Source organism: Sporofaciens musculi, from assembly GCF_009830285.1.
Taxonomy (GTDB): Bacteria; Bacillota; Clostridia; order Lachnospirales; family Lachnospiraceae; genus Sporofaciens; species Sporofaciens musculi.
On record NZ_WUQX01000001.1, the window covers coordinates 5,398,598 to 5,417,626 of the forward strand.

Genomic DNA, 19,029 nt, shown 5'->3' on the forward strand with positions numbered 1-19,029 from the left:
AAAATATCCGTCTACCATGTACACATCGTACTATAGACTGATACGCATAATCTCATTATAAGCCTCTAACGCCTTGGTACGCAACGACACCAACATATCCACGGCAAGCTGAGCCTCTGAAGACGCAATTCCAACCGTATGCGGATCTTCAATCTGCCCTGTTGCCAGTTGATACTGCCTCTTTGCCAATGTATCTTCTGTTGACCTTACATTATCAATCGCTTCCTCAAAAATAGATTTAAATGCGGAAATCCCTTCCTGTCCCTTTATTGTGTCCGAGTCCGCAACTCTTGCCTCTCCATTCACATTTCCCAGACCTGATACAGCCGCCATACTCCTCAACGGCTGTAATGGTGTAATGAATCTATCTTCCATATTATATCAACCCTTTCTGCTGCGTTATTCTTATTTACACATCACGACTTTTACCTATTATAAATACATTCTTATAAATATATTTTGTAATGCAGATCTTCATAATACATCAAAGTTCACATATCACTTACTGCGCTTTAATCGCCGTCTGATAACGCTTCACATCGTTAGTCACTGACTGAATCAAATACTGATAATGCAACGTTGTTCTTGCCATCTTAGTATTCTCAACATCTGCATTAACATTGTTCTCATCCACTCTTCCAGAATTATCCCTGCTGTATACCAGACAATCCGCCTCATCAATCGCCTGACGAACCTTCCCATTGTCCTTCGTCTTACTTGCCGCCATCAGACGCTTACGGTAGATATCCTCAAAACTAACAGACTGGCACTTATACCCCGGAGTATTCACATTCGCAATATTCAAATCTATGATCTCCTGCTGCTTCCACAAGAAATCCAAAGATTTGTGTGCCATCGAAATCGTATTTCCAAACATCCTATGTCACTTCCTTTTTATTAATTGATAACTTTTCCGTTTTAAAGGTTGACATTCTCCAACCACTCTTGTTCATTATAGACTTTATTCTACAAAAAGTCTACACTTTTCGTTAGAAAATAACATTTACTTAGTAAGAAAATCCTGGTAAATTTATCAGGCTTTTTCCAGCAACTTTTACAAAAACGTACTCTGTCCATTCATCTCAGAAAGAGAGCGCGTAATCACGCTGGCCCTGTTCATCATCTGAAGCCTCATCATCTCAACAAAATACTGGGCGTTTTCCTGAGACAAGGTATATGTACCGCTTTTCGAGGTATTGTTCTTCACCCCTGCTTCCTCTCCTCTAAGAGCCGTTCCATAAGCAAATGTCTTCTCTGCGCCTGTGTTCACATTCTTTTCCTCTACCGTCTTGCCTGTCGTCAGATTAGAATTCATATATCCCTTAATTCTTTGGATATAGTTTCTCGTCTCCTTAAACGGGGGAACACCTCCATATTTTGCAACGTTCCCGCTACCCGCATTGTATGCAGCCAACGCCAAATCTATGTTACCATTATACTTCTTAAGCTGCTGAGAAATATATTTGGCGCCTCCCATAATATTGCTTCTCGCGTCAAAGGGGTCCTCCACCCCAAGCGACCTCGCCGTAGCAGGCATCAACTGCATAACCCCCTGCGCTCCAGCCGAAGATACCGCATTCGCATCGAAGCCAGACTCCGCTTTACCCATAGCTTTCAGCAAATTCAGCGGCACATCATATAAATTCGCCGCTTCTTCAAAAATCGCATCCATACTCGTGCTTCCTGTCTGTATGGAAGATGTATCCTCCACCGCACCGGTATTCTTTACGGAATTCAATCTCATCATCGTATTATATATGTCTGCAAAGCTTTGACTTGCAGAAGACGTCTGCCCCGTATACGTATAAGACGGATCATCTGATATCCCTTGAATCTGGTTCAGAACATTACTCATATACTTGTACCAATTATTATAAATCGTATAATCCATTCCCATTGTCCTTCTCTCCATCCACAATTAAAGGCATAAATTATGTCCTACTCCCAAGTACATTTACATATTATATTGTATAACTTAGCTTAAAACATACTTATACCACTCTATCTTATATTTATACCACGTTTTTTTCGTTTTGAAAAGGTTTTTAGGCCAACTTTTTTACAATTTATGCTATTATACGCCTTTAGGAAAGCAGAATAAAGTGTAAATGATTAAAAATATATTTAAATTATCATTTTACATCCATCTTTTTCCCTCTTATAAAATTATAAATTTTATAAAACAAATTTACAGATACTGACAAAAATTTACCACAAAATATGACAGGAAACTTTTAAACAGATATTTACTTTTATAGCAAAACGTTATAAAATAGAAAGTGCATATTACTCGTTATTTTATATTTTAACTATTATTATGTACTAGGAGGAATGAAACGTGTTTAGAAACTTAAAAGTGAGGAGCAAGCTGCTTCTCTCATTTGGAATTATGATGGGATTTTACATTGTCTCAATCATTGTAGCCAACTTCGGGCTCGAACGTGTTCTCGAAGGATTAGAGAATTTTTACGACCGTCCTTATCCAATGGTTCGGTATTCTTTGGAGGCTGAGTCTTCCACACGTCAGAATCAGTTAAATATGTTCCGTGCACTGACCACCGAAGATGAGACAAAGAGACAAGAGCTGCTGGGACAGGTCAACGACCTTGCACAAGTCATGAGCAACGCTCTTGATAAACTGACCGAGGTTTACGGCTCAGATGATGCTTTAGTATCCGCAGCTTTGGACGCGGCGTCCAAGTTAAAGACAGCCCGTGAAAAGTCTTTATCTTATCTGGAAGCCCACCAGGGAAATCAGGCGCTTTCTGTATTGAATGGTGAATATGCCGATGCCGGTATTGAATTCCAGGAAGCCATTGACGCAATTATTGAAAGAGCCGAGACAAATGCTGAATTATTCTACGAGGAAGGTCATGACACCAAAAAATTCTGTACAATCCTGTTGGTAGGCGTTGCACTTTTCAGCCTTTTTGTGATTTGTATTCTTGCACTCCGACTGACAAAGAGCCTTACCTCCCCAATCGTAGAGATTGAAAACGCTGTGAAAGAAATGGCAAAAGGTAATATGCATACAAAAGTTACATACGAATCTAACGATGAACTGGGCGGACTCGCTGATAATCTTCGTTCTTTATTAAAGACTTTGTCCGGTTACATTGAGCATATCAGCCAGAGGCTTGGCTCTCTTGCAGATGGTGATTTGTCCGTTGAGATGGATATGGACTACCTTGGAGATTTCCAATCTCTTAAGCGTTCCTGCGGCAAGATTATTGAGTCTCTGAACGATGCCATGAGCCAACTCCATCAGGCATCCGACCAGGTTGCCGAAGGTTCTGAGCAGGTATCCAGCGGCGCTCAGGCGCTTAGCCAAGGCGCAACAGAGCAGGCAAGTTCCGTGGAAGAGTTGGTTGCTACTCTTAACGAATTATCTGACAAGGTCAACAAAACCGCTCACAATGCTCGTGATGTCAACGATCTTATGGGCCTGACTGTGGGCGAGATTGACAACAGTAATAAGATGATGGAATCTATGATGACTGCCATGACCAGAATCAATGAGTGTTCCAGCGAGATCGAAAAGATTATTAAGACGATTGAAGATATTGCATTCCAGACCAATATCCTGGCATTGAACGCTGCTGTAGAGGCTGCACGTGCCGGAGAGGCTGGCAAGGGATTCGCAGTAGTTGCAGATGAAGTAAGAAGCCTTGCTTCCAAGAGCCAGGAGGCTGCAAAGGATACAACTGCACTGATCAGCAATTCTCTTACCGCTGTTTCAGAAGGAAATCAGATTGCATCTGATACACAGGAATCTCTGTTGAAGGTTGTGTCAAGCGCACAGAAGATTTCCGAGAATATGGCTGCTATCACAGAGGCGTCTGATATGCAGGCAGAAGGAATTCAGCAGGTTACACTTGGTATCGACCAGATTTCTTCCGTTATTCAGACGAACTCCGCTACGGCTGAGGAAAGCGCTGCGGCAAGCGAAGAACTTTACAGCCAGTCCAGTCTGCTCAAGAGCTTGGTAGGACGTTTCCGTTTGAAGACTATGGCGGGACCTATGACGCCAGTTGCAGCAAGAACTCCAGATCCTATTTCGGTTTCTGCTCCTGTTTCAATTCCAGATCCTATTCCAGAGCCTATTCCAGAGCCCGTTTCGGAGACAGTGGTAGTACCTGCACCAGTTCCGAAGACTCCGGTAAGCAGCGGGGCTTTTGTGGATGATATGGCGAAATATTAAGAGCTTTGAATTTATAATCAATATTATATTAAAGGGGGACTCCTTCCATTGCAGAAGGAATCCCCTTTATTTTTTACTTAAAAAGACAGCATACGCCGACGAAAACAAAATAAACCTCATCCTTGTTTCCCCAGTCGTAATATTTCCTGTTTCATCCGCAGAACCTCCAGATCCTCCGGTAAAAGCGGCAATAACTGCTCCATCACCCCATATGCTTCATTCCACTGTTTTACCTCTATCAATCCCCGTAAAACCTGCTTCACCTGTCCTCCAAGCACTGTAAACTCCTCTGGCGCCCTCTTACTCTGGGCTTCCAGTTCTTCCTCCAGATTCCTTAGTAATTGACTTACCGCTCCCGACATTTGCGGATAGATCAATCCCCCTTCTTTCAAAAGAGTAAGGCTATCTTTAAATCGTCCCTCATCTATATGATCTAAAGCCTTTTTCAGAGCCACGGCGAACCGATATCTTGTCGGAAGGGCATAAGTCTCTGGAGCCGCTAAAGCTTCCTCTTTATATACTGCCTGTGCATCAGTCAGCACGCTTTCACAGTAACCCATTAATAAATCTCTTAATCTGGACGCCTCCAACAACTCCCTTGTCAACAACTTCTCCAGGTAGCACTGGTCTAATCTCCTCCTATAAAAGGGAAATCCATCTAATAAAGGCATGAGCTTCGGATAAAACGCTTCCATTTCCGTCCATTTCTTATTCCCTGTTACAGCTTCGGCATATTCGTTCCAAGCCTCCGGCGGCATCTTCTTCAACATGGGCTCCAGCAAAAATTGATTCCGTACGGCAATCTCTATCAATTCCCACTGAAAACCATCCGGACAGTCATCAGCGCACTTCCGCCATAACGCCTTCGCTTCTTCCAAATGTCCCTGGCTCTCAGCATATAGTACTTTCTGGATACGCACATATGGGTTTTCGGTATCCAGACTGGCATACACCCCCAAGATTGCCTCCCTTTTCCCTTGATATTCCTTTTTCCATTCTTCCAACCGAGGATAATGCGGAAAGACTCGTTCCCTCTCCTCCCAGGGAATCCAGGTAAGAAGCTGGCTTGCCATCTGGAAATCCATGGCTTCCAAAGCAAAGAACAATCCGTCCATATACACCGGAACCATTTCCTTCGCGGCCATATCAAACGTGACTTCGGCAGCGTTCTGCAGCATAGCCTTTTCCCTATGCGTCAGAAGATACATAAGCTTCTCATGATAGAGTCTGACATATTTTAGCCCTTTCCTATATTCTCTAAGCTTTCTACATACCGTTACCAGCATTATGCTAAGATGAAGGGCGCCGGCCTCCAGAGTCCGTGGATGCTTAAGGATACGCTCACCTTCCTCCAGGGCAAGCCTTAAATCGTCAGTATAGAAAATCAATAAGGGCAGGTTCACCTGTAACCATAGCTCATAGTTATAGATGCGTTTCTCCCTCCTGGCAAGCCAAAGCCCCTTCCTACAGTATTCAACCGCCGAGTCAAACTCACTCACACTTCTGTATTCCTGGGCAAGCTGCATACAGCATAATGGGGATGTAGGGTTATTTTCATACATTTCTAAAAGCAGCGGCAGGTTACGGCTGGTCCTCGTGTCCTTCTCCTCAAACCGCTCCTTCCTTGCATATCCGTAATGATGGACAAATGCTGACAGATGTTTACATGGTTCTGCAAGAGGAATAAGATTCTCGTGGATTGGAAAAACAAACTCTGTTTCCGGTGTCAGACGACACATTCTGCCTACGCCTCCATCGGAATAACGCTTCCCCTGAAAATCTAAATAATTTCGTGCAACATAAAAGGCAGACTGATACTGCCGATATTCCCCACTCTTAAAAAACTGGATAATTTCTGTTGTATCTTCAAACCACTCATCGTCGTCAATATACAGAAACCATTCTCCCCGCCCTTCCTTCAGCCCTGCATTTCGAGCTTTGGCAAAATCATCACACCAGGTAAATGGAATAATGTGGGATGTATACTGACGTACAAGCTCCAGCGTTTCTTCATTTTTACCGGTAAAGACAACAATCAATTCACTGTCCAGCTCCCTAAGAAGTGGCTTCAAAGAAGCAAGACACTTCCCAAGGGTCTCCATCCGGTCCGATACCAGCATGGAAATTGTAAGCTGTATATTCATAGCTTTCTCCTCCTTATTAATTCCTGTCCTATCCAGATTAATTCCAGTTCTTCGGGCATCAGCGGAAGGACCTGCTTAAGAATCTGGGAAGCCTGTACCGTCTGGCTTGTATCTAGCAGAGCATAAAGTGTGTCCTTCATCTGTCCGGCAAGCTTAAGGAATTCTTCTCCTGCATGCAGGGCAGGGTTATCCATCCTTCGGGCAGCCTGGCGGAATAACTCTGTAATCACCCCCGTCATATCCGGCATAATATGGAGCGCCTCTCCCAACAGCCGGACAGCCTCCGGCATCTGCATCTGCTCTAATTTCGCTAACGCTTCCAGGACAGTGGATGCAAAGCGGTATTCATTTGGCAGAGAGGAAATATTTTTCACTTCAAATATTTCGTCATGGTATAAGCCTCTATAAAACTCCATGATACACAGACAGTAAGCTTCTAATGTTTGTATCAGTTCTTCCCAAAGAGGGAAGCCCTTGGATAATTTCTGCCTTAGTCGATGCTTTTTCAGGCATAGACTGTGAAACGGATAATCTTCTTTTAGATTTTCTTCACACGCCTGAATTCGACTGTTTAATGTATAGGGCAATTCCTCAACCACTTTTGCGACAAAAACCCATGTATCCCAATCTGCCTGTTTGGCCAAAAGTGACACACTAATCTGATGACGGATGGCTTCTTTAAGGAGTAACTTCCTTAGATATGCTTCATCTGAATCTGGGTGAGTCATGCAGTGAAGAAGCAACGCACCTCCTTCATCAGTTTTATTATCTTGGAGCAAACACAATGCTTTTTGGAATAGCAGATAAACCGGTAACGCTTCTCCTTCCCTGAGAGAATTCGACGCATCTGAAGGAATGGAAGCATCTGTCCAAAATTTAGAAAACACTTTTCTAAAAGAGGATGTATATATCTCTTTCCAGCGTTCAAACTCCGGATAATAACGGCATAGGATATCCCCTTGTTCCCATGGCAGACGCTTTAAAAAGAAGAAAGCATCTTCCTGTGCATCTAATTTTAATGCACAAGCAACACAATCCACCCGTGCCCCATAGAGGTGGTCTGGAGTTTTAATATAACCTTCGCAAAACTCCCCATAGGTTTGCTGTTCCCAAAGCTTTTTGTTTTCGTCCATTTCTTTCAGAAGCTTTTCAAATTTGTACCCATAACATACTGCCTTTTCTGGTTCTTTTGCCTCTCTGCACAGATGAATAAGCTGCTGATAAAGCACCAAACAAATCAACTCCGTTAGAGCTTCCTGTGTTATGAGGGTTTCGAGTTCTAAAACGGCTGATCTGTTCCCTGGTTTGTTAGAAACAAGGTAGGAAAGATAAGCCTTAAACCACCCTGATGAATACAAGTCCCCCGATTCACGGCAGACGCAAAGCCCTCTTCGGCAGTATTCTTCTGCCGCTTTCCAATCTCCTGCCAGTTCAAGCTCTTTGGAAATCTGTATATAATTTTTTACCTGCTTTGGATGACTCTCAATAGCTTGTAAAAGCAGGGGAATATTTCGGGATGTTTTTGAATATTTCTATTTTCAGCATCCTTTACATAACCGTAATGATGGACGCAGGTTTGTAAATATTTACAAGGCTCTATACGCGGGACTAATTCTTCATGAATTGCCCCCTGAAATCGGCTTTCTGGATATCTTTGCACCATCCGAAAAGCGGAAAAGTCAGAATATTTTGTTCCATTCCAGTTCTCATAATTCCGTTGTATATAATGGGCGCTGTGATAATGCTTATACTCACCGCTTAGGAAGAACTGGCAGATTTCTTCCACATCGTCAAACCACTCATCATCGTCAAGATAGAGGAACCATTCTCCCTGTGCAGCCTTTAAGCCAATATTTCTGGCGGCGGAAAAATCATCACACCATTCAAAGGTTATGACCTGGGGCGTATACTTTTGGGCAATTTCCAGAACCTTTTCGTCTGTTCCGGTAAATACAATAATTAATTCACTTGGAATCTTCACAAGGAGCGGTTTTAAGGAATCCAGGCAGCGTTCCAGGGATTCCCTGCGGTTGGAAGCAAGAAGGGAGATGGTAAGTATAATATCCATAAGAAATATAATCCTCCTGTGGGAAAAAGAAAGCGCCCATCCAATGGACCGGCGCTTTCTGTAATCATTAAATTGAAAATCCGATATAGCGTTACTAAATTACTGTAACAACTGAAGAACTCCCTGTGGAACCTGATTAGCCTGAGCAAGCATAGCCTGAGAAGCCTGAACCAGAATGTTGTTCTTAGTGTAAGCCATCATTTCCTTAGCCATGTCAACGTCACGGATACGAGACTCAGCAGCAGATAAGTTCTCTGTCTGAACACCTAAGTTGTTGATAGTGTGCTCCAGACGGTTCTGTAATGCACCGAAGTCGGAACGCAGAGAGGAAATATCATCAATAGCATCATTGATTGTATCAATAGCCTCTCTGGCAGTATCAGCCTCGCCGATATCAAGCGCATCGATTCCCAGACTATTTGTATCCATTTTTTGAAGCGTAATTGTAATCTGGTTATCAGTCTTAGATGTCTCACCAGCATGGATAGCAACTTCTTTTGTATCTCCGCCAAGGCTTGAGAATAAAGTAGTTCCATTAAAGTTAGCAGTATTACTGATTCGGTCAATCTCATTTCTTAACGCAACAATTTCCTTCTGCATCTCACTACGGTTAGCGCTTGAATAAGTTCCGTTAGCAGACTGAGTAGCCAGCTCAACCATACGATTCAGCATGGAGTGAACCTCTGTCAAAGCGCCTTCAGCCGTCTGTACAAGAGAAACACCGTCTTCGGAGTTCTTCTGAGCTGTCTGCAGACCAGTGATCTGAGCACGCATCTTCTCGGAAATGGCAAGTCCGGCAGCGTCGTCGCCAGCGCGGTTGATTCTGTAACCAGATGATAGCTTCTCCAGGTTCTTTGTTAAAGAAGAATTGTTGTTAGTTAAATTTCTGTGTGAATTTAAAGCTGTAATATTATGTTGGATTCTCATAGTTTTTCCTCCTTGAAATTGGTCAGGGACTTCCTTTTCCCTGCATGATTATTCATTATTTTTTTATAAAAGCGAAGTGTTCGGGAGTGCAAAAAATATACTGTCCGGACCTGCCGGCGAACTGTCCAGAAAAGTACAGATAAGTGGACAAAATCCTTAATCTTCAAAATGAATTAGTTTTTGATATTCTCGAATACGTTTATTTTTAAAGTACTTCGTCCCATCGTGACATAACGCCGCGAAATCTTCAGTAGATATGTAATCCATTTCCCATTGTTGATATAGTTCCTGAAAATTATCCGGCATAGGTATTTTGGGTTTTCCAAACCGAATTCCCTTGCCTTGGCCGCCGCAATGCCTTCTGCCTGCCTTTGGCGAATATTGTTGCGCTCATTTTCTGCAACAAAAGAAAGAAGCTGCAATACAACATCACTGATAAAAGTCCCCAGCAAATCTTTTGTCCGTGTAGTGTCTAACAAGGGCATGTCCAGAATACGGATATCAACCTTTTTTTCTTTTGTAATGACACGCCATTGTTCCATAATCTCCTGATAATTTCGGCCCAATCTGTCTATACTCTTTACAATAATCAGATCTCCTTCCCGGACACGCCGCATCATTCGCATCTTTCACAAGCAGGTCGTTTGAAATTCTTCCCACTCTGTTTATCGATGTAAATATCTTTTGTGTCCATCCCCGCATCAAGGAGAGCAATCATTTGCCGTTCAATATTTTGTTCCTGCGTAGAGACTCGGATATAACCGTATACCTTATTGTTCATTTCATACCTCCTACATTGAATTTACCTGATTTTGAGTATACATAAAAATATCCTGATTGCATAATCTTTCTTGATATACATCCATGAATCTTCACATGTTCCCAGAGGTATGGCAGTTGAATTCTTGATTGTTAAACGTTATAATAGAAAAAACGAATGGGGAGGATGAAAATGACTACAATAGGACTTGTTATGATTGTAAGAAATGAAAGCCGCAGTTTGGAAAAATGTTTATCATTGGCAGAAAAGCTCGTAGATGGAATCTACATTACAGACACCGGCTCAACTGACAATACAATAAAAATTGCTCAGGAATACAATGCACATATTTCAGAATTTGAATGGTGCAATGATTTTTCGGCCGCCAGAAATTTTGCTCTTGAACAATCCCCTTGCGACTGGAATCTAATTCTGGATGCTGATGAATATCTGGTTTCGGGAAAAAGAGCAGATATCCAGCGATTTGTAGACTCCGGCAGACATGTGGGTGCAATTGAGAGGCACGACAGCTATAGAGAAGCTAACGGAGAAATTAGCCAAAGCTGTGTATTCACAACCCGGCTGGTTCCCAAAGGAACTTTTATGATGGGAAAGTACACGAACAGATTATAAGCGATCTTCCAATTGCTCCTCTTAATCTGGTTTTTGACCATGACGGCTATCTCCAAGGCGGTAAAGGGAAACGGAATCTGGAGATTCTTTTAGAAGAACTGGATAGCAATCCTAATGACTCCTATCTTCTGTACCAGGTTTCACGGACATTATGGCTTATGAAAGAATTTGCAAGGGCAGACGGTTACTTTGAAAGATTCTATCAGCTTGTGCCTGACTCCGGAACAGGTTACCGTTCAAGCGGCGTGATATCGTATATCTATAATCTATTAGAGCTTAAAAAATATGAGAAGGGTTTTCAGCTTATAGCCGCTGAAAAACAAAGCTTGGGCGCCTATGCAGACTTTCATTTCGCATGCGGAGCTTTCTATACTCAGGCCATTTTCGCAGATATACAGCATTATATTGGATATCTTCCGGAAATAGAGCAATCCTACCGAAGATGTCTGGAAATTGGGGAGGTGCCGGAGCACGAGGGTGTGTTTGGAAACGGTTCATTTAAAGCCGCATATAATCTGGGCGTCTGGTTTGAGGTGAACGGCAAGGCCAAAGAAGCCTCGGCTTACTATAAAATGGCGGCAGAAAAGGGCTATCAGCCCGCCAAAGAGCGATTGAAAAAAATTATTTAAAAAAATTGAGAAAAAGACTTAAGATATCTCAAAAACATACGATAATATAGGTGTCAAGAAGTTTTCGGTGCAGTCCAAATAAGTGTACCTTTTTAAACAGTTCGCCGGCAGGTTTAGGCAGATATACTTAATTGTTCTCCCGAACACTTCTATAAAGAAAAAAATTAATAAATATGCAGGAAAAGGAATTTCCTGACGCAAATTCAAGGAGGAAAAACTATGAGAATCCAACATAATATTACAGCTTTAAATTCACACAGAAATTTAACTAACAATAATTCTTCTTTAACAAAGAACCTGGAAAAATTGTCATCTGGCTATAGAATCAACCGCGCTGGTGATGACGCTGCCGGACTTGCTATTTCTGAAAAGATGCGTGCTCAGATCACTGGTCTGCAGACAGCTCAGAAGAACGCAGAAGATGGTGTTTCTCTTGTACAGACAGCAGAAGGCGCTTTGACAGAAGTTCACTCCATGCTGAATCGTATGGTTGAGTTGGCTACTCAGTCTGCAAACGGAACTTATTCTTCCACAAACCGTAATGAGATGCAGAAGGAAATTACTGCGTTAAAGGACGAGATTGACCGAATCAGTAATACGGCTAACTTCAATGGTACGACATTGTTCAAAGGATTTACCTCAAAAGCAGTTGCTATCCATGCAGGTGAAACTTCTTCTCCAAACAATCAGATCAAGATTACCTTGAAGCAGATGAGTTCAACCGGAATCGGCGATACCAATACTGGTGTTACGGGTGTTAATATTTCAACCCAGACAGGCGCTACAGCCGCAATTAACGTTATAAACGATGCAATTGATGCAGTATCATCCTTACGTTCCGACTTCGGTGCATTGCAGAATCGTCTGGAGCATACTATCAACAACTTAGGTGTTCAGACAGAGAACTTATCCGCTGCTGAGTCCCGTATTCGTGACGTTGATATGGCTAAGGAAATGATGGCTTACACTAAGAACAACATTCTGGTTCAGGCTTCTCAGGCTATGCTTGCTCAGGCTAATCAGGTTCCACAGGGAGTTCTTCAGTTGTTACAGTAATTTCAATTTAATGATTATAGAAAGCGCCGGTCCATTGGATGGGCGCTTTCTTTTTCCCACAGGAGGATTATATTTCTTATGGATATCACACTTACCATCTCCCTTCTTTCTTCCAACCGCAGGGAATCCCTGGAACGCTGCCTGGATTCCCTAAAACCGCTCCTCGTAAAGATTCCAAGTGAATTAATTATTGTATTTACCGGAACAGACGAAAAGGTTCTGGAAATTGCCCAAAAGTATACGCCTCAGGTCATGACCTTTGAATGGTGTGATGATTTTTCTGCCGCCAGAAATATCGGCTTAAAAGCCGCACAGGGGGAGTGGTTCCTCTACCTTGACGATGATGAATGGTTTGATGATGTGGAAGAAATTTGCCAGTTCTTCCTAAGCGGGGAATACAGGCACTATTGCTGCGCCCATTATATACAGCGGAATTATGAGGACTGGAACGGGACAAAGTATTCTGACTTTTCTGCCTTCCGGATGACCCGAAGGTATCCAGGAAGTTGTTTCTATGGGGCAATCCATGAGGAATTATCCCCGCGTATAGCGCCTTGTAAATATTTTCAAACCTGTGTCCATCATTATGGCTATGTGAAGAATACTGAGAATGGAAATATTTCCAAAACTTCCCGAAACATCCCCATGCTTTTGCGAGCCATTGAGAATCAGCCAAAGCAGGTGAAAAACTATATCCAGCTTGCTAAGGAGTTCGATCTGGCTGGTAATTGGAAAGCAGCAGAGGAATACTGCCGGAAAGGGCTTAGTGTCTGCCATGAATCAAGCGACTTGTATTCAACAGGGTGGCTTAAGGCTTATCTTTCTTATCTTATTTCTAAAAAACCTGGTAATATACCGGCAATCTCAGAGATTGAAATGCTTCTAACACAGGAGCCTCCAACGGAGCTGATTCGTCTGACGCTTTTCCAGCAGCTGATTCATCTGTGTGCAGAAGAAAAGGAACCGGGGAAGGCAGTAGGGTACGGACATAAATTTGAGAAGTTACTGAAAAAGATGGATGAAGACGGGAAGCTCTGGGAGCAGCAAACCTATGGTGAGTTTAGTGAACATTATATTAAAAGTTCGGAGCGCCTTTACAACACGCGGATGGATTGCGCTGCCTGTGCGATGGAAATGCAGGATTGGGCGGATGCGCTATATTTTATGAAGCTCTTTCCCTGGGATACGGAGGATATCCTGCAGCGGTATTATTCAGTTTTTGAAAAATGGAGAAAGACATATAACGAGCCTTTTACTGACCTGCTTCTTCAGATATTGGAGGATATAATGAATGACTCCGGTATATCCCTTTATTTTGATGTTAATGAAGCTTCCGGCGTGTCCCTTCCTGTCTATCTGCTGTTTCAAAGAGCATTAGCATATTTTAATAAGGGCCAGAAAAACGAAGGTCTAAGCCTGTTTACATATTGCATAATGCATACGGATAATGAGTGTTTACGACAACTGCTGCTTAAGGAAGCCATTTATCATCAGGTCAGTGTGATTCCATTAGCGGCACAGATGGCTCTGGATATCTGGAATGAGCTTGTAGGAAAAGTGGTGAAGGTGCTGCCGTTTTCTCTAAATGACCGCCTTCAAGTATGTGTAAAGGAGATAGAGACTCGCTATCCACTCCATAGCCTCTGCTTGGAGAAACAGAGGCTTGAACAAAAATTATCTAAGGGCTTCCCTCTGTGGGATGGTCTTACAGAAGATTTAGAAAATTATTGCATGTGTATCACAGAGTTCTATAAGGGCCTTTACCGTGAAGATTGGTTAAAGAAAGAAAACAGTGTATTTCTCCCCGCTGAATATCGTTTTGCCAGAATAGCTTTAACGGCGTTAGAAGCCTTAAAGCAAGAGGAGATACCAGAGGCGGTCCGCCTGTTTGGAGACGCTTTTCATATCAATCCAGATATGTCGGGAGTGATTACAGAGTTAATTCGACAGACTGTACGCAGGCTTGGCGATCCGGCATTGCATGGGGGAACAGAATTCTTACAGCTTGCTAGCCAGATGAAAGAGATGCTGCGTACTCTGTTGTATGCTAATCAGACAGAACAGGCTGCCGAAATTTTGAACCAACTTCTTCCCATTATACCGGAAGACCTGGAATTGATTTGGATACGTCAAGAATTCATAAGGAGGACAAGGTCATGAATATACAGCTTTCTATCTCCATGTTAGTGTCAGACCGAATGGAGACCCTTGGAAAATGTCTTGCATCTTTGAAACCGCTTCTCACAGAATTGGACAGCGAACTGATTGTTGTTTTTACTGGAAAAAATGAAGAAACGTTGGAGCTCATACAGCAGTATACGACGCATATCATTCCATTTACCTGGTGTGATGACTTCTCAAAGGCCCGAAATGCCGGATTGAAGGAAGCGAAGGGGGAATGGTTCCTGTATCTGGATGACGATGAATGGTTTGAGGATACAAGGGAAATTATTCAGTTTTTTAAGAGTGGTGAATATAGGCGATACCAGTCTGCCTTTTATATTGTACGAAATTATCTGGACTTTGAGGGTGAACGATTTTCAGATGGAGATGTAGGGAGAATGTGCCGATTGACACCAGAAACGGAATTCGTATTTCCCATTCATGAAAATCTGATTCCCTTTTCCGAGCCATGCAAAAAACTTACTGCGTTTGTGCATCATTTTGGTTATGCAAGGAAAGAAACATATGAACGAAAAGCTACTAAGACTAGCAGGAATCTTCCGCCTCTTTTGGAAATGTATGAAGAAAATCCTAATTCACCTCAATGCTGTATGCAGATTTCTCAAGAATACAGAAGTGTGGGAGAATATGATAAGGCGGTCGAATACTGCCGGAGGGGGCTTTCACTAGCACGAAATGATGAGTTAATCTATAATTATGAGCTATGGTTACAAGTGAATCTTCCGCTTCTAATTTCTTATACTGGTGATCTGGAACTTGCGTTGGAGGAAGGGGAACGAATGCTTAAACATTCACGAACTTTGGAGGCAGGCTCCCTTCATCTGAGTGTAACGCTTACGGCCCTATGTCTAAAATTGAAGAAATATCGGAAAGGCTTGCGTTATGTTCGCCTGTATCATGAAAAGCTGCTGTATCTTCTAAAGCATCCTGAAAAAGCTATACTGCAAAGAGCGCCGGGGCTGACTTTAGACAGCGCCAAGAAAGAAACGGTTCCTGTCTATATGGACGGACTGTTTTTTGCCGCAGAAGATAAAGATTTTCAGACGGCAAAGCAGATTCTCTCTTGGATGCCCTGGGAGGATGAAAATCAGATGATGCCTCATTATCCACGGTTGGAGGAATGGAAAAATACCTTTGAAAATCAAAAGGATGCTATTCTGAGAGAGTATGAGCATCTAAAGACGTCTAATTCATACGTATGTATTCAAAAGGTACTTTTTGCAGAGAAACAAAAGCGAAAGCAAAAGGCGGAGGAATTATGGAGAGAATGTGCAGCCAACTGTCCGCCGGGGTTCCAGTGGGAGTTATTTGAGATTGCTGTGCGTAATCAGTTTTCATTAGAAGCATTGCTTGACCACATGTCTCCGGAGGCATGGAATGAATATTCGGAAACGGTAACGGAACGCAAGGAATGGGCAGAAATGCAGGCATTCTATCAGAAGATTATGCCGTTATTGAAGGTACGTCCGTTCTATGAAAGGAAGCTGGAGCAATGTTTTTTGGAGAAGCTTCTAACAAGGGAACTGTTTGAGCCAGTTAAATTAATTGAATTGTTGAAGCAATATTGTACAAGCATCTGTACCGATGCATCATTTTTATACAAGGAGGAGGTTCTTGCCAAGCCTGAGGCTTTTGCCCTTCCGACCAGATATCGCTTTGCTGCACCTCTCAAGGATGCTTTGAGACTCATAGAGGCTGGAAAATTTATTGAGAGTTTTCCACTTTTGAAGGATGCCCTTCATATCTATCCGAAGATGTCAGGAACAGTTGGACAGTTGCTGCGGTATTTAGAGGAAGAAATACAATCTCCAAAGCAGGCTGTACCGGAGGAATTTATGTTGCTTGGTGAGCAGGTAAAACAAGTTCTGCGCGGGTTGATAGATGGTGGACAGTGGACTGAGGCATATGGAGTCATGGGGCAGTTGTTATCACTTCTGCCGGATGATCTTGAGATTCTGCGAATGAAGCAGGAGATTTTACGGCAGGGCGCAGGGATACAGAACTTGTATTAGAAGAAACTCCTTTTGCGATTGGATTGATGATCATATTCTCTGCAGGGATTCTAGGACAGATTCCTGCAATTACGGGTAGCTGCTTCAAAAGATTAAGATAAAGTTTATAGTGGAGACAATGATGTATATATCACTGCCTCCACTACATCGGTCTATTTATTTCTCGGCAGTTCCATTTGGCACGTATCGCTGGACTTAGAAAAGCCTGGGACGATACATAGCTTTTGCGATATGATAATCCTCTTTATTAGGTATTTTGCAGGGTGTATTCTCATATTAACGTACATTGTTGGACGAAGTCCACCCACCCGAAGGGTATGCATTACGGTGTGCCCTTTGGGTATACTTACTTGCTGTAATCCTGCATTTTCTTTCTAAACAGTTCTTCTGATAGGTTAGCCTGGGCGGCTGCTTCTGCAATGGATAACAGATTACCGCAAACAAGATCAAACAGCATCTCTAATCTTCCTTCTTTACGCCCCTCTAATCTCCCTTCCCTTAAAATCGTCTTTGCCTCATATTCAAGAACCTTTCCTCCCATAACCGATTTCACTCCTCTCCTGACCGCTTCATATTTTCCTGCGATATGCTCCAATACCTTACCCGACATATCTATAATCGTACATTTCGTGTATTCGCTGATCTCATGGTCTTTCAGCAGATCTTCCAGCCGGCTCCTGATTTCTTCATATTCCCCTTTCAGTTTCTCCAGCTTTGACTCATCCTGGTTATATTCTTCAAATCTCCTCTCGTGTGAAAAAATATAAAAGGGAATCAGGAATAAAAGCCTTTTTTAAATATTTCTCCCAACGTATACTGCTGTGACTTCATCACCTGAATCTCATAGGAAATACTGCCTCCCGGCGTGATAATCTCTGTCTTTAACTGATTCGGCGTTGTGCTGCCGCTTCTCAGATATAATACGGCAGAATGAGGCAGCGTCACCCGTAGCACATTTCCTTGGATCACCCCTCATCCAACGCGATTTGGGTATCATATTCAAAGAATCTGATTAACATACTGTTGTCTGCGCTGCTCTGACATTCCAGATGATATTTCTTGGTTTTCGTGCCGATGATTTTAAAGCAGGTATCTGTAATTCGTTCCGCTTCATGGCCATCCTGTTGATTTATATAATGCTCATTTGGCGAAAATATAATATCTTCCTTCCCTGTGTAGTTCTCTCCAAACACTTCGTTAATCACCGGGATAATCAGGCCGCTACAGTCATTCAGTAAGGTACGGAATACGTCATCGTAAGGTGTATTGGCAGTACCCATGTTTTATCAATCCTCCCCGTCAGAGATAAAAGACTCTGTTTATAAGATAAGTTTAGCATTATTCATAGGAAAATACAATCTGGAATTCGGTATAGTTATATCAGTAATTTATGCTGTGATTCCATCAATGCGTACTTTTCTGGACAGTTCGCCGGCAGGTCCGGACAGTATATTTTTTGCACTCCCGAACACTTCGCTTTTATAAAAAAATAATGAATAATCATGCAGGGAAAAGGACGTCCCTGACCAATTTCAAGGAGGAAAAACTATGAGAATCCAACATAATATTACAGCTTTAAATTCACACAGAAATTTAACTAACAATAATTCTTCTTTAACAAAGAACCTGGAGAAGTTGTCATCTGGTTACAGAATCAACCGCGCTGGTGACGACGCTGCCGGACTTGCTATTTCCGAGAAGATGCGTGCTCAGATCACTGGTCTGCAGACAGCTCAGAAGAACTCCGAAGACGGTGTTTCTCTTGTACAGACGGCTGAAGGCGCTTTGACAGAGGTTCACTCCATGCTGAATCGTATGGTTGAGCTGGCTACTCAGTCTGCTAACGGAACTTATTCTTCTACGAACCGTACTGAGATGCAGAAGGAAGTTAAAGCATTAAAGGCAGAAATTGATAGAATCAGTAAGACAGCTAACTTTAACGGGACAACATTATTTACAGGTACTACAACAAGTGTGGTTATCCATGCTGGTGAGACATCATCTCCAAATAATCAGATTACTATTACTTTGAAGACGATGAACACAACTACGATGGGAGATAATACGGTGGGTGTTAGCACTGTAAACATTGGGACTCAAGCACAGGCTACAGCTTCGATCGATACAATTAATAAGGCTATTGATGCCGTATCTTCTATGCGTTCCGACTTCGGTGCATTACAGAACCGTTTAGAGCACACCATCAACAACTTAGGTGTTCAGACAGAGAACTTATCCGCTGCTGAGTCTCGTATCCGTGACGTTGACATGGCTAAGGAAATGATGGCTTACACTAAGAACAACATTCTGGTTCAGGCTTCTCAGGCTATGCTTGCTCAGGCTAACCAGGTTCCACAGGGAGTTCTTCAGTTGTTACAGTAATTTAGTAACACTATATCAGATTTTCAATTTAAT

18 protein-coding genes and 1 pseudogene are annotated in these 19,029 nt (G+C 42.5%); 7 read left to right on the plus strand and 12 right to left on the minus strand.

Features of this window, described 5'->3' with window-relative positions:
- Positions 1-30: 30 nt before the first annotated feature.
- The 3 genes from GN277_RS27265 to GN277_RS27275 all read right to left on the minus strand — a co-directional run bounded on the left by GN277_RS27265 (position 31) and on the right by GN277_RS27275 (position 1,912).
- On the minus strand, positions 31-375 hold the full coding sequence (locus tag GN277_RS27265; RefSeq protein WP_159748834.1) for a flagellar hook-basal body complex protein FliE: 345 nt from the start codon (positions 373-375) through the stop codon (positions 31-33).
- Positions 376-502: 127 nt separating this feature from the next.
- Positions 503-877, minus strand: a complete 375-nt coding sequence (gene flgB / locus GN277_RS27270) for a flagellar basal body rod protein FlgB (RefSeq protein ID WP_159748836.1) — start codon at positions 875-877, stop codon at positions 503-505.
- A gap of 177 nt (positions 878-1,054) precedes the next feature.
- On the minus strand, positions 1,055-1,912 hold the full coding sequence (locus GN277_RS27275) for a lytic transglycosylase domain-containing protein (protein ID WP_244324939.1): 858 nt from the start codon (positions 1,910-1,912) through the stop codon (positions 1,055-1,057).
- A gap of 426 nt (positions 1,913-2,338) precedes the next feature.
- On the opposite strand from GN277_RS27275, the gene GN277_RS27280 reads away from it, so the two are divergent.
- Positions 2,339-4,201, plus strand: a complete 1,863-nt coding sequence (locus tag GN277_RS27280) for a methyl-accepting chemotaxis protein (RefSeq protein WP_204162681.1) — start codon at positions 2,339-2,341, stop codon at positions 4,199-4,201.
- Between the two features lie 116 nt (positions 4,202-4,317).
- Here GN277_RS27280 and GN277_RS27285 read toward each other — a convergent pair whose 3' ends face one another.
- From GN277_RS27285 to GN277_RS27310, 6 genes and pseudogenes are all read right to left on the minus strand, one after another.
- Entirely contained in the window at positions 4,318-6,345 is a 2,028-nt protein-coding gene (locus GN277_RS27285) for a glycosyltransferase (RefSeq protein ID WP_159748838.1), read from the minus strand.
- Positions 6,342-7,577, minus strand: coding sequence for a hypothetical protein (locus tag GN277_RS27290; RefSeq protein WP_159756176.1), 1,236 nt, complete (start codon positions 7,575-7,577; stop codon positions 6,342-6,344). Before GN277_RS27290 ends, GN277_RS27285 begins: the two co-directional genes overlap by 4 nt.
- A 47-nt stretch (positions 7,578-7,624) precedes the next feature.
- The gene (locus GN277_RS27295; RefSeq protein WP_159748844.1) at positions 7,625-7,780 is read right to left on the minus strand and encodes a hypothetical protein; all 156 of its coding nucleotides are present in this window, start codon (positions 7,778-7,780) and stop codon (positions 7,625-7,627) included.
- A 27-nt stretch (positions 7,781-7,807) separates the two neighbouring features.
- Positions 7,808-8,413, minus strand: coding sequence for a glycosyltransferase (locus GN277_RS27300; protein WP_159756179.1), 606 nt, complete (start codon positions 8,411-8,413; stop codon positions 7,808-7,810).
- Between the two features lie 99 nt (positions 8,414-8,512).
- Entirely contained in the window at positions 8,513-9,340 is an 828-nt protein-coding gene (locus GN277_RS27305) for a flagellin N-terminal helical domain-containing protein (protein WP_159748848.1), read from the minus strand.
- Positions 9,341-9,496: 156 nt separating this feature from the next.
- Positions 9,497-10,121, minus strand: a pseudogene (locus GN277_RS27310) (recombinase family protein).
- 171 nt (positions 10,122-10,292) lie between these two features.
- On the opposite strand from GN277_RS27310, the gene GN277_RS30670 reads away from it, so the two are divergent.
- The 5 genes from GN277_RS30670 (at position 10,293) to GN277_RS27330 (ending at position 16,614) form a co-directional block, all read left to right on the plus strand.
- A complete protein-coding gene (locus tag GN277_RS30670) occupies positions 10,293-10,733 on the plus strand; it encodes a glycosyltransferase (protein WP_244324940.1) in 441 nt (146 codons plus the stop codon).
- A gap of 158 nt (positions 10,734-10,891) precedes the next feature.
- On the plus strand, positions 10,892-11,362 hold the full coding sequence (locus GN277_RS30675; protein WP_244324941.1) for a hypothetical protein: 471 nt from the start codon (positions 10,892-10,894) through the stop codon (positions 11,360-11,362).
- A 219-nt stretch (positions 11,363-11,581) separates the two neighbouring features.
- Entirely contained in the window at positions 11,582-12,418 is an 837-nt protein-coding gene (locus tag GN277_RS27320; RefSeq protein ID WP_159756182.1) for a flagellin N-terminal helical domain-containing protein, read from the plus strand.
- A gap of 78 nt (positions 12,419-12,496) precedes the next feature.
- The gene (locus GN277_RS27325) at positions 12,497-14,578 is read left to right on the plus strand and encodes a glycosyltransferase (RefSeq protein ID WP_159756185.1); all 2,082 of its coding nucleotides are present in this window, start codon (positions 12,497-12,499) and stop codon (positions 14,576-14,578) included.
- Positions 14,575-16,614 (plus strand): tetratricopeptide repeat-containing glycosyltransferase, encoded by a 2,040-nt coding sequence (locus GN277_RS27330; protein ID WP_159748854.1) that lies wholly within the window; start codon positions 14,575-14,577, stop codon positions 16,612-16,614. Before GN277_RS27325 ends, GN277_RS27330 begins: the two co-directional genes overlap by 4 nt.
- Before the next feature lie 346 nt (positions 16,615-16,960).
- Here the strand turns inward: GN277_RS27330 and GN277_RS27335 are convergent, their stop codons facing one another.
- From GN277_RS27335 to GN277_RS27345, 3 genes are all read right to left on the minus strand, one after another.
- On the minus strand, positions 16,961-17,224 hold the full coding sequence (locus GN277_RS27335) for a hypothetical protein (protein ID WP_159748852.1): 264 nt from the start codon (positions 17,222-17,224) through the stop codon (positions 16,961-16,963).
- Between the two features lie 164 nt (positions 17,225-17,388).
- Positions 17,389-17,583, minus strand: coding sequence for a hypothetical protein (locus GN277_RS27340; protein ID WP_159756188.1), 195 nt, complete (start codon positions 17,581-17,583; stop codon positions 17,389-17,391).
- The gene (locus GN277_RS27345) at positions 17,580-17,894 is read right to left on the minus strand and encodes a hypothetical protein (RefSeq protein ID WP_159756191.1); all 315 of its coding nucleotides are present in this window, start codon (positions 17,892-17,894) and stop codon (positions 17,580-17,582) included. Before GN277_RS27345 ends, GN277_RS27340 begins: the two co-directional genes overlap by 4 nt.
- 268 nt (positions 17,895-18,162) lie before the next feature.
- On the opposite strand from GN277_RS27345, the gene GN277_RS27350 reads away from it, so the two are divergent.
- Positions 18,163-18,996: a flagellin N-terminal helical domain-containing protein gene (locus tag GN277_RS27350; protein ID WP_159748862.1), complete on the plus strand. Its 834-nt coding sequence runs from the start codon at positions 18,163-18,165 to the stop codon at positions 18,994-18,996.
- Positions 18,997-19,029 lie beyond the last annotated feature (33 nt).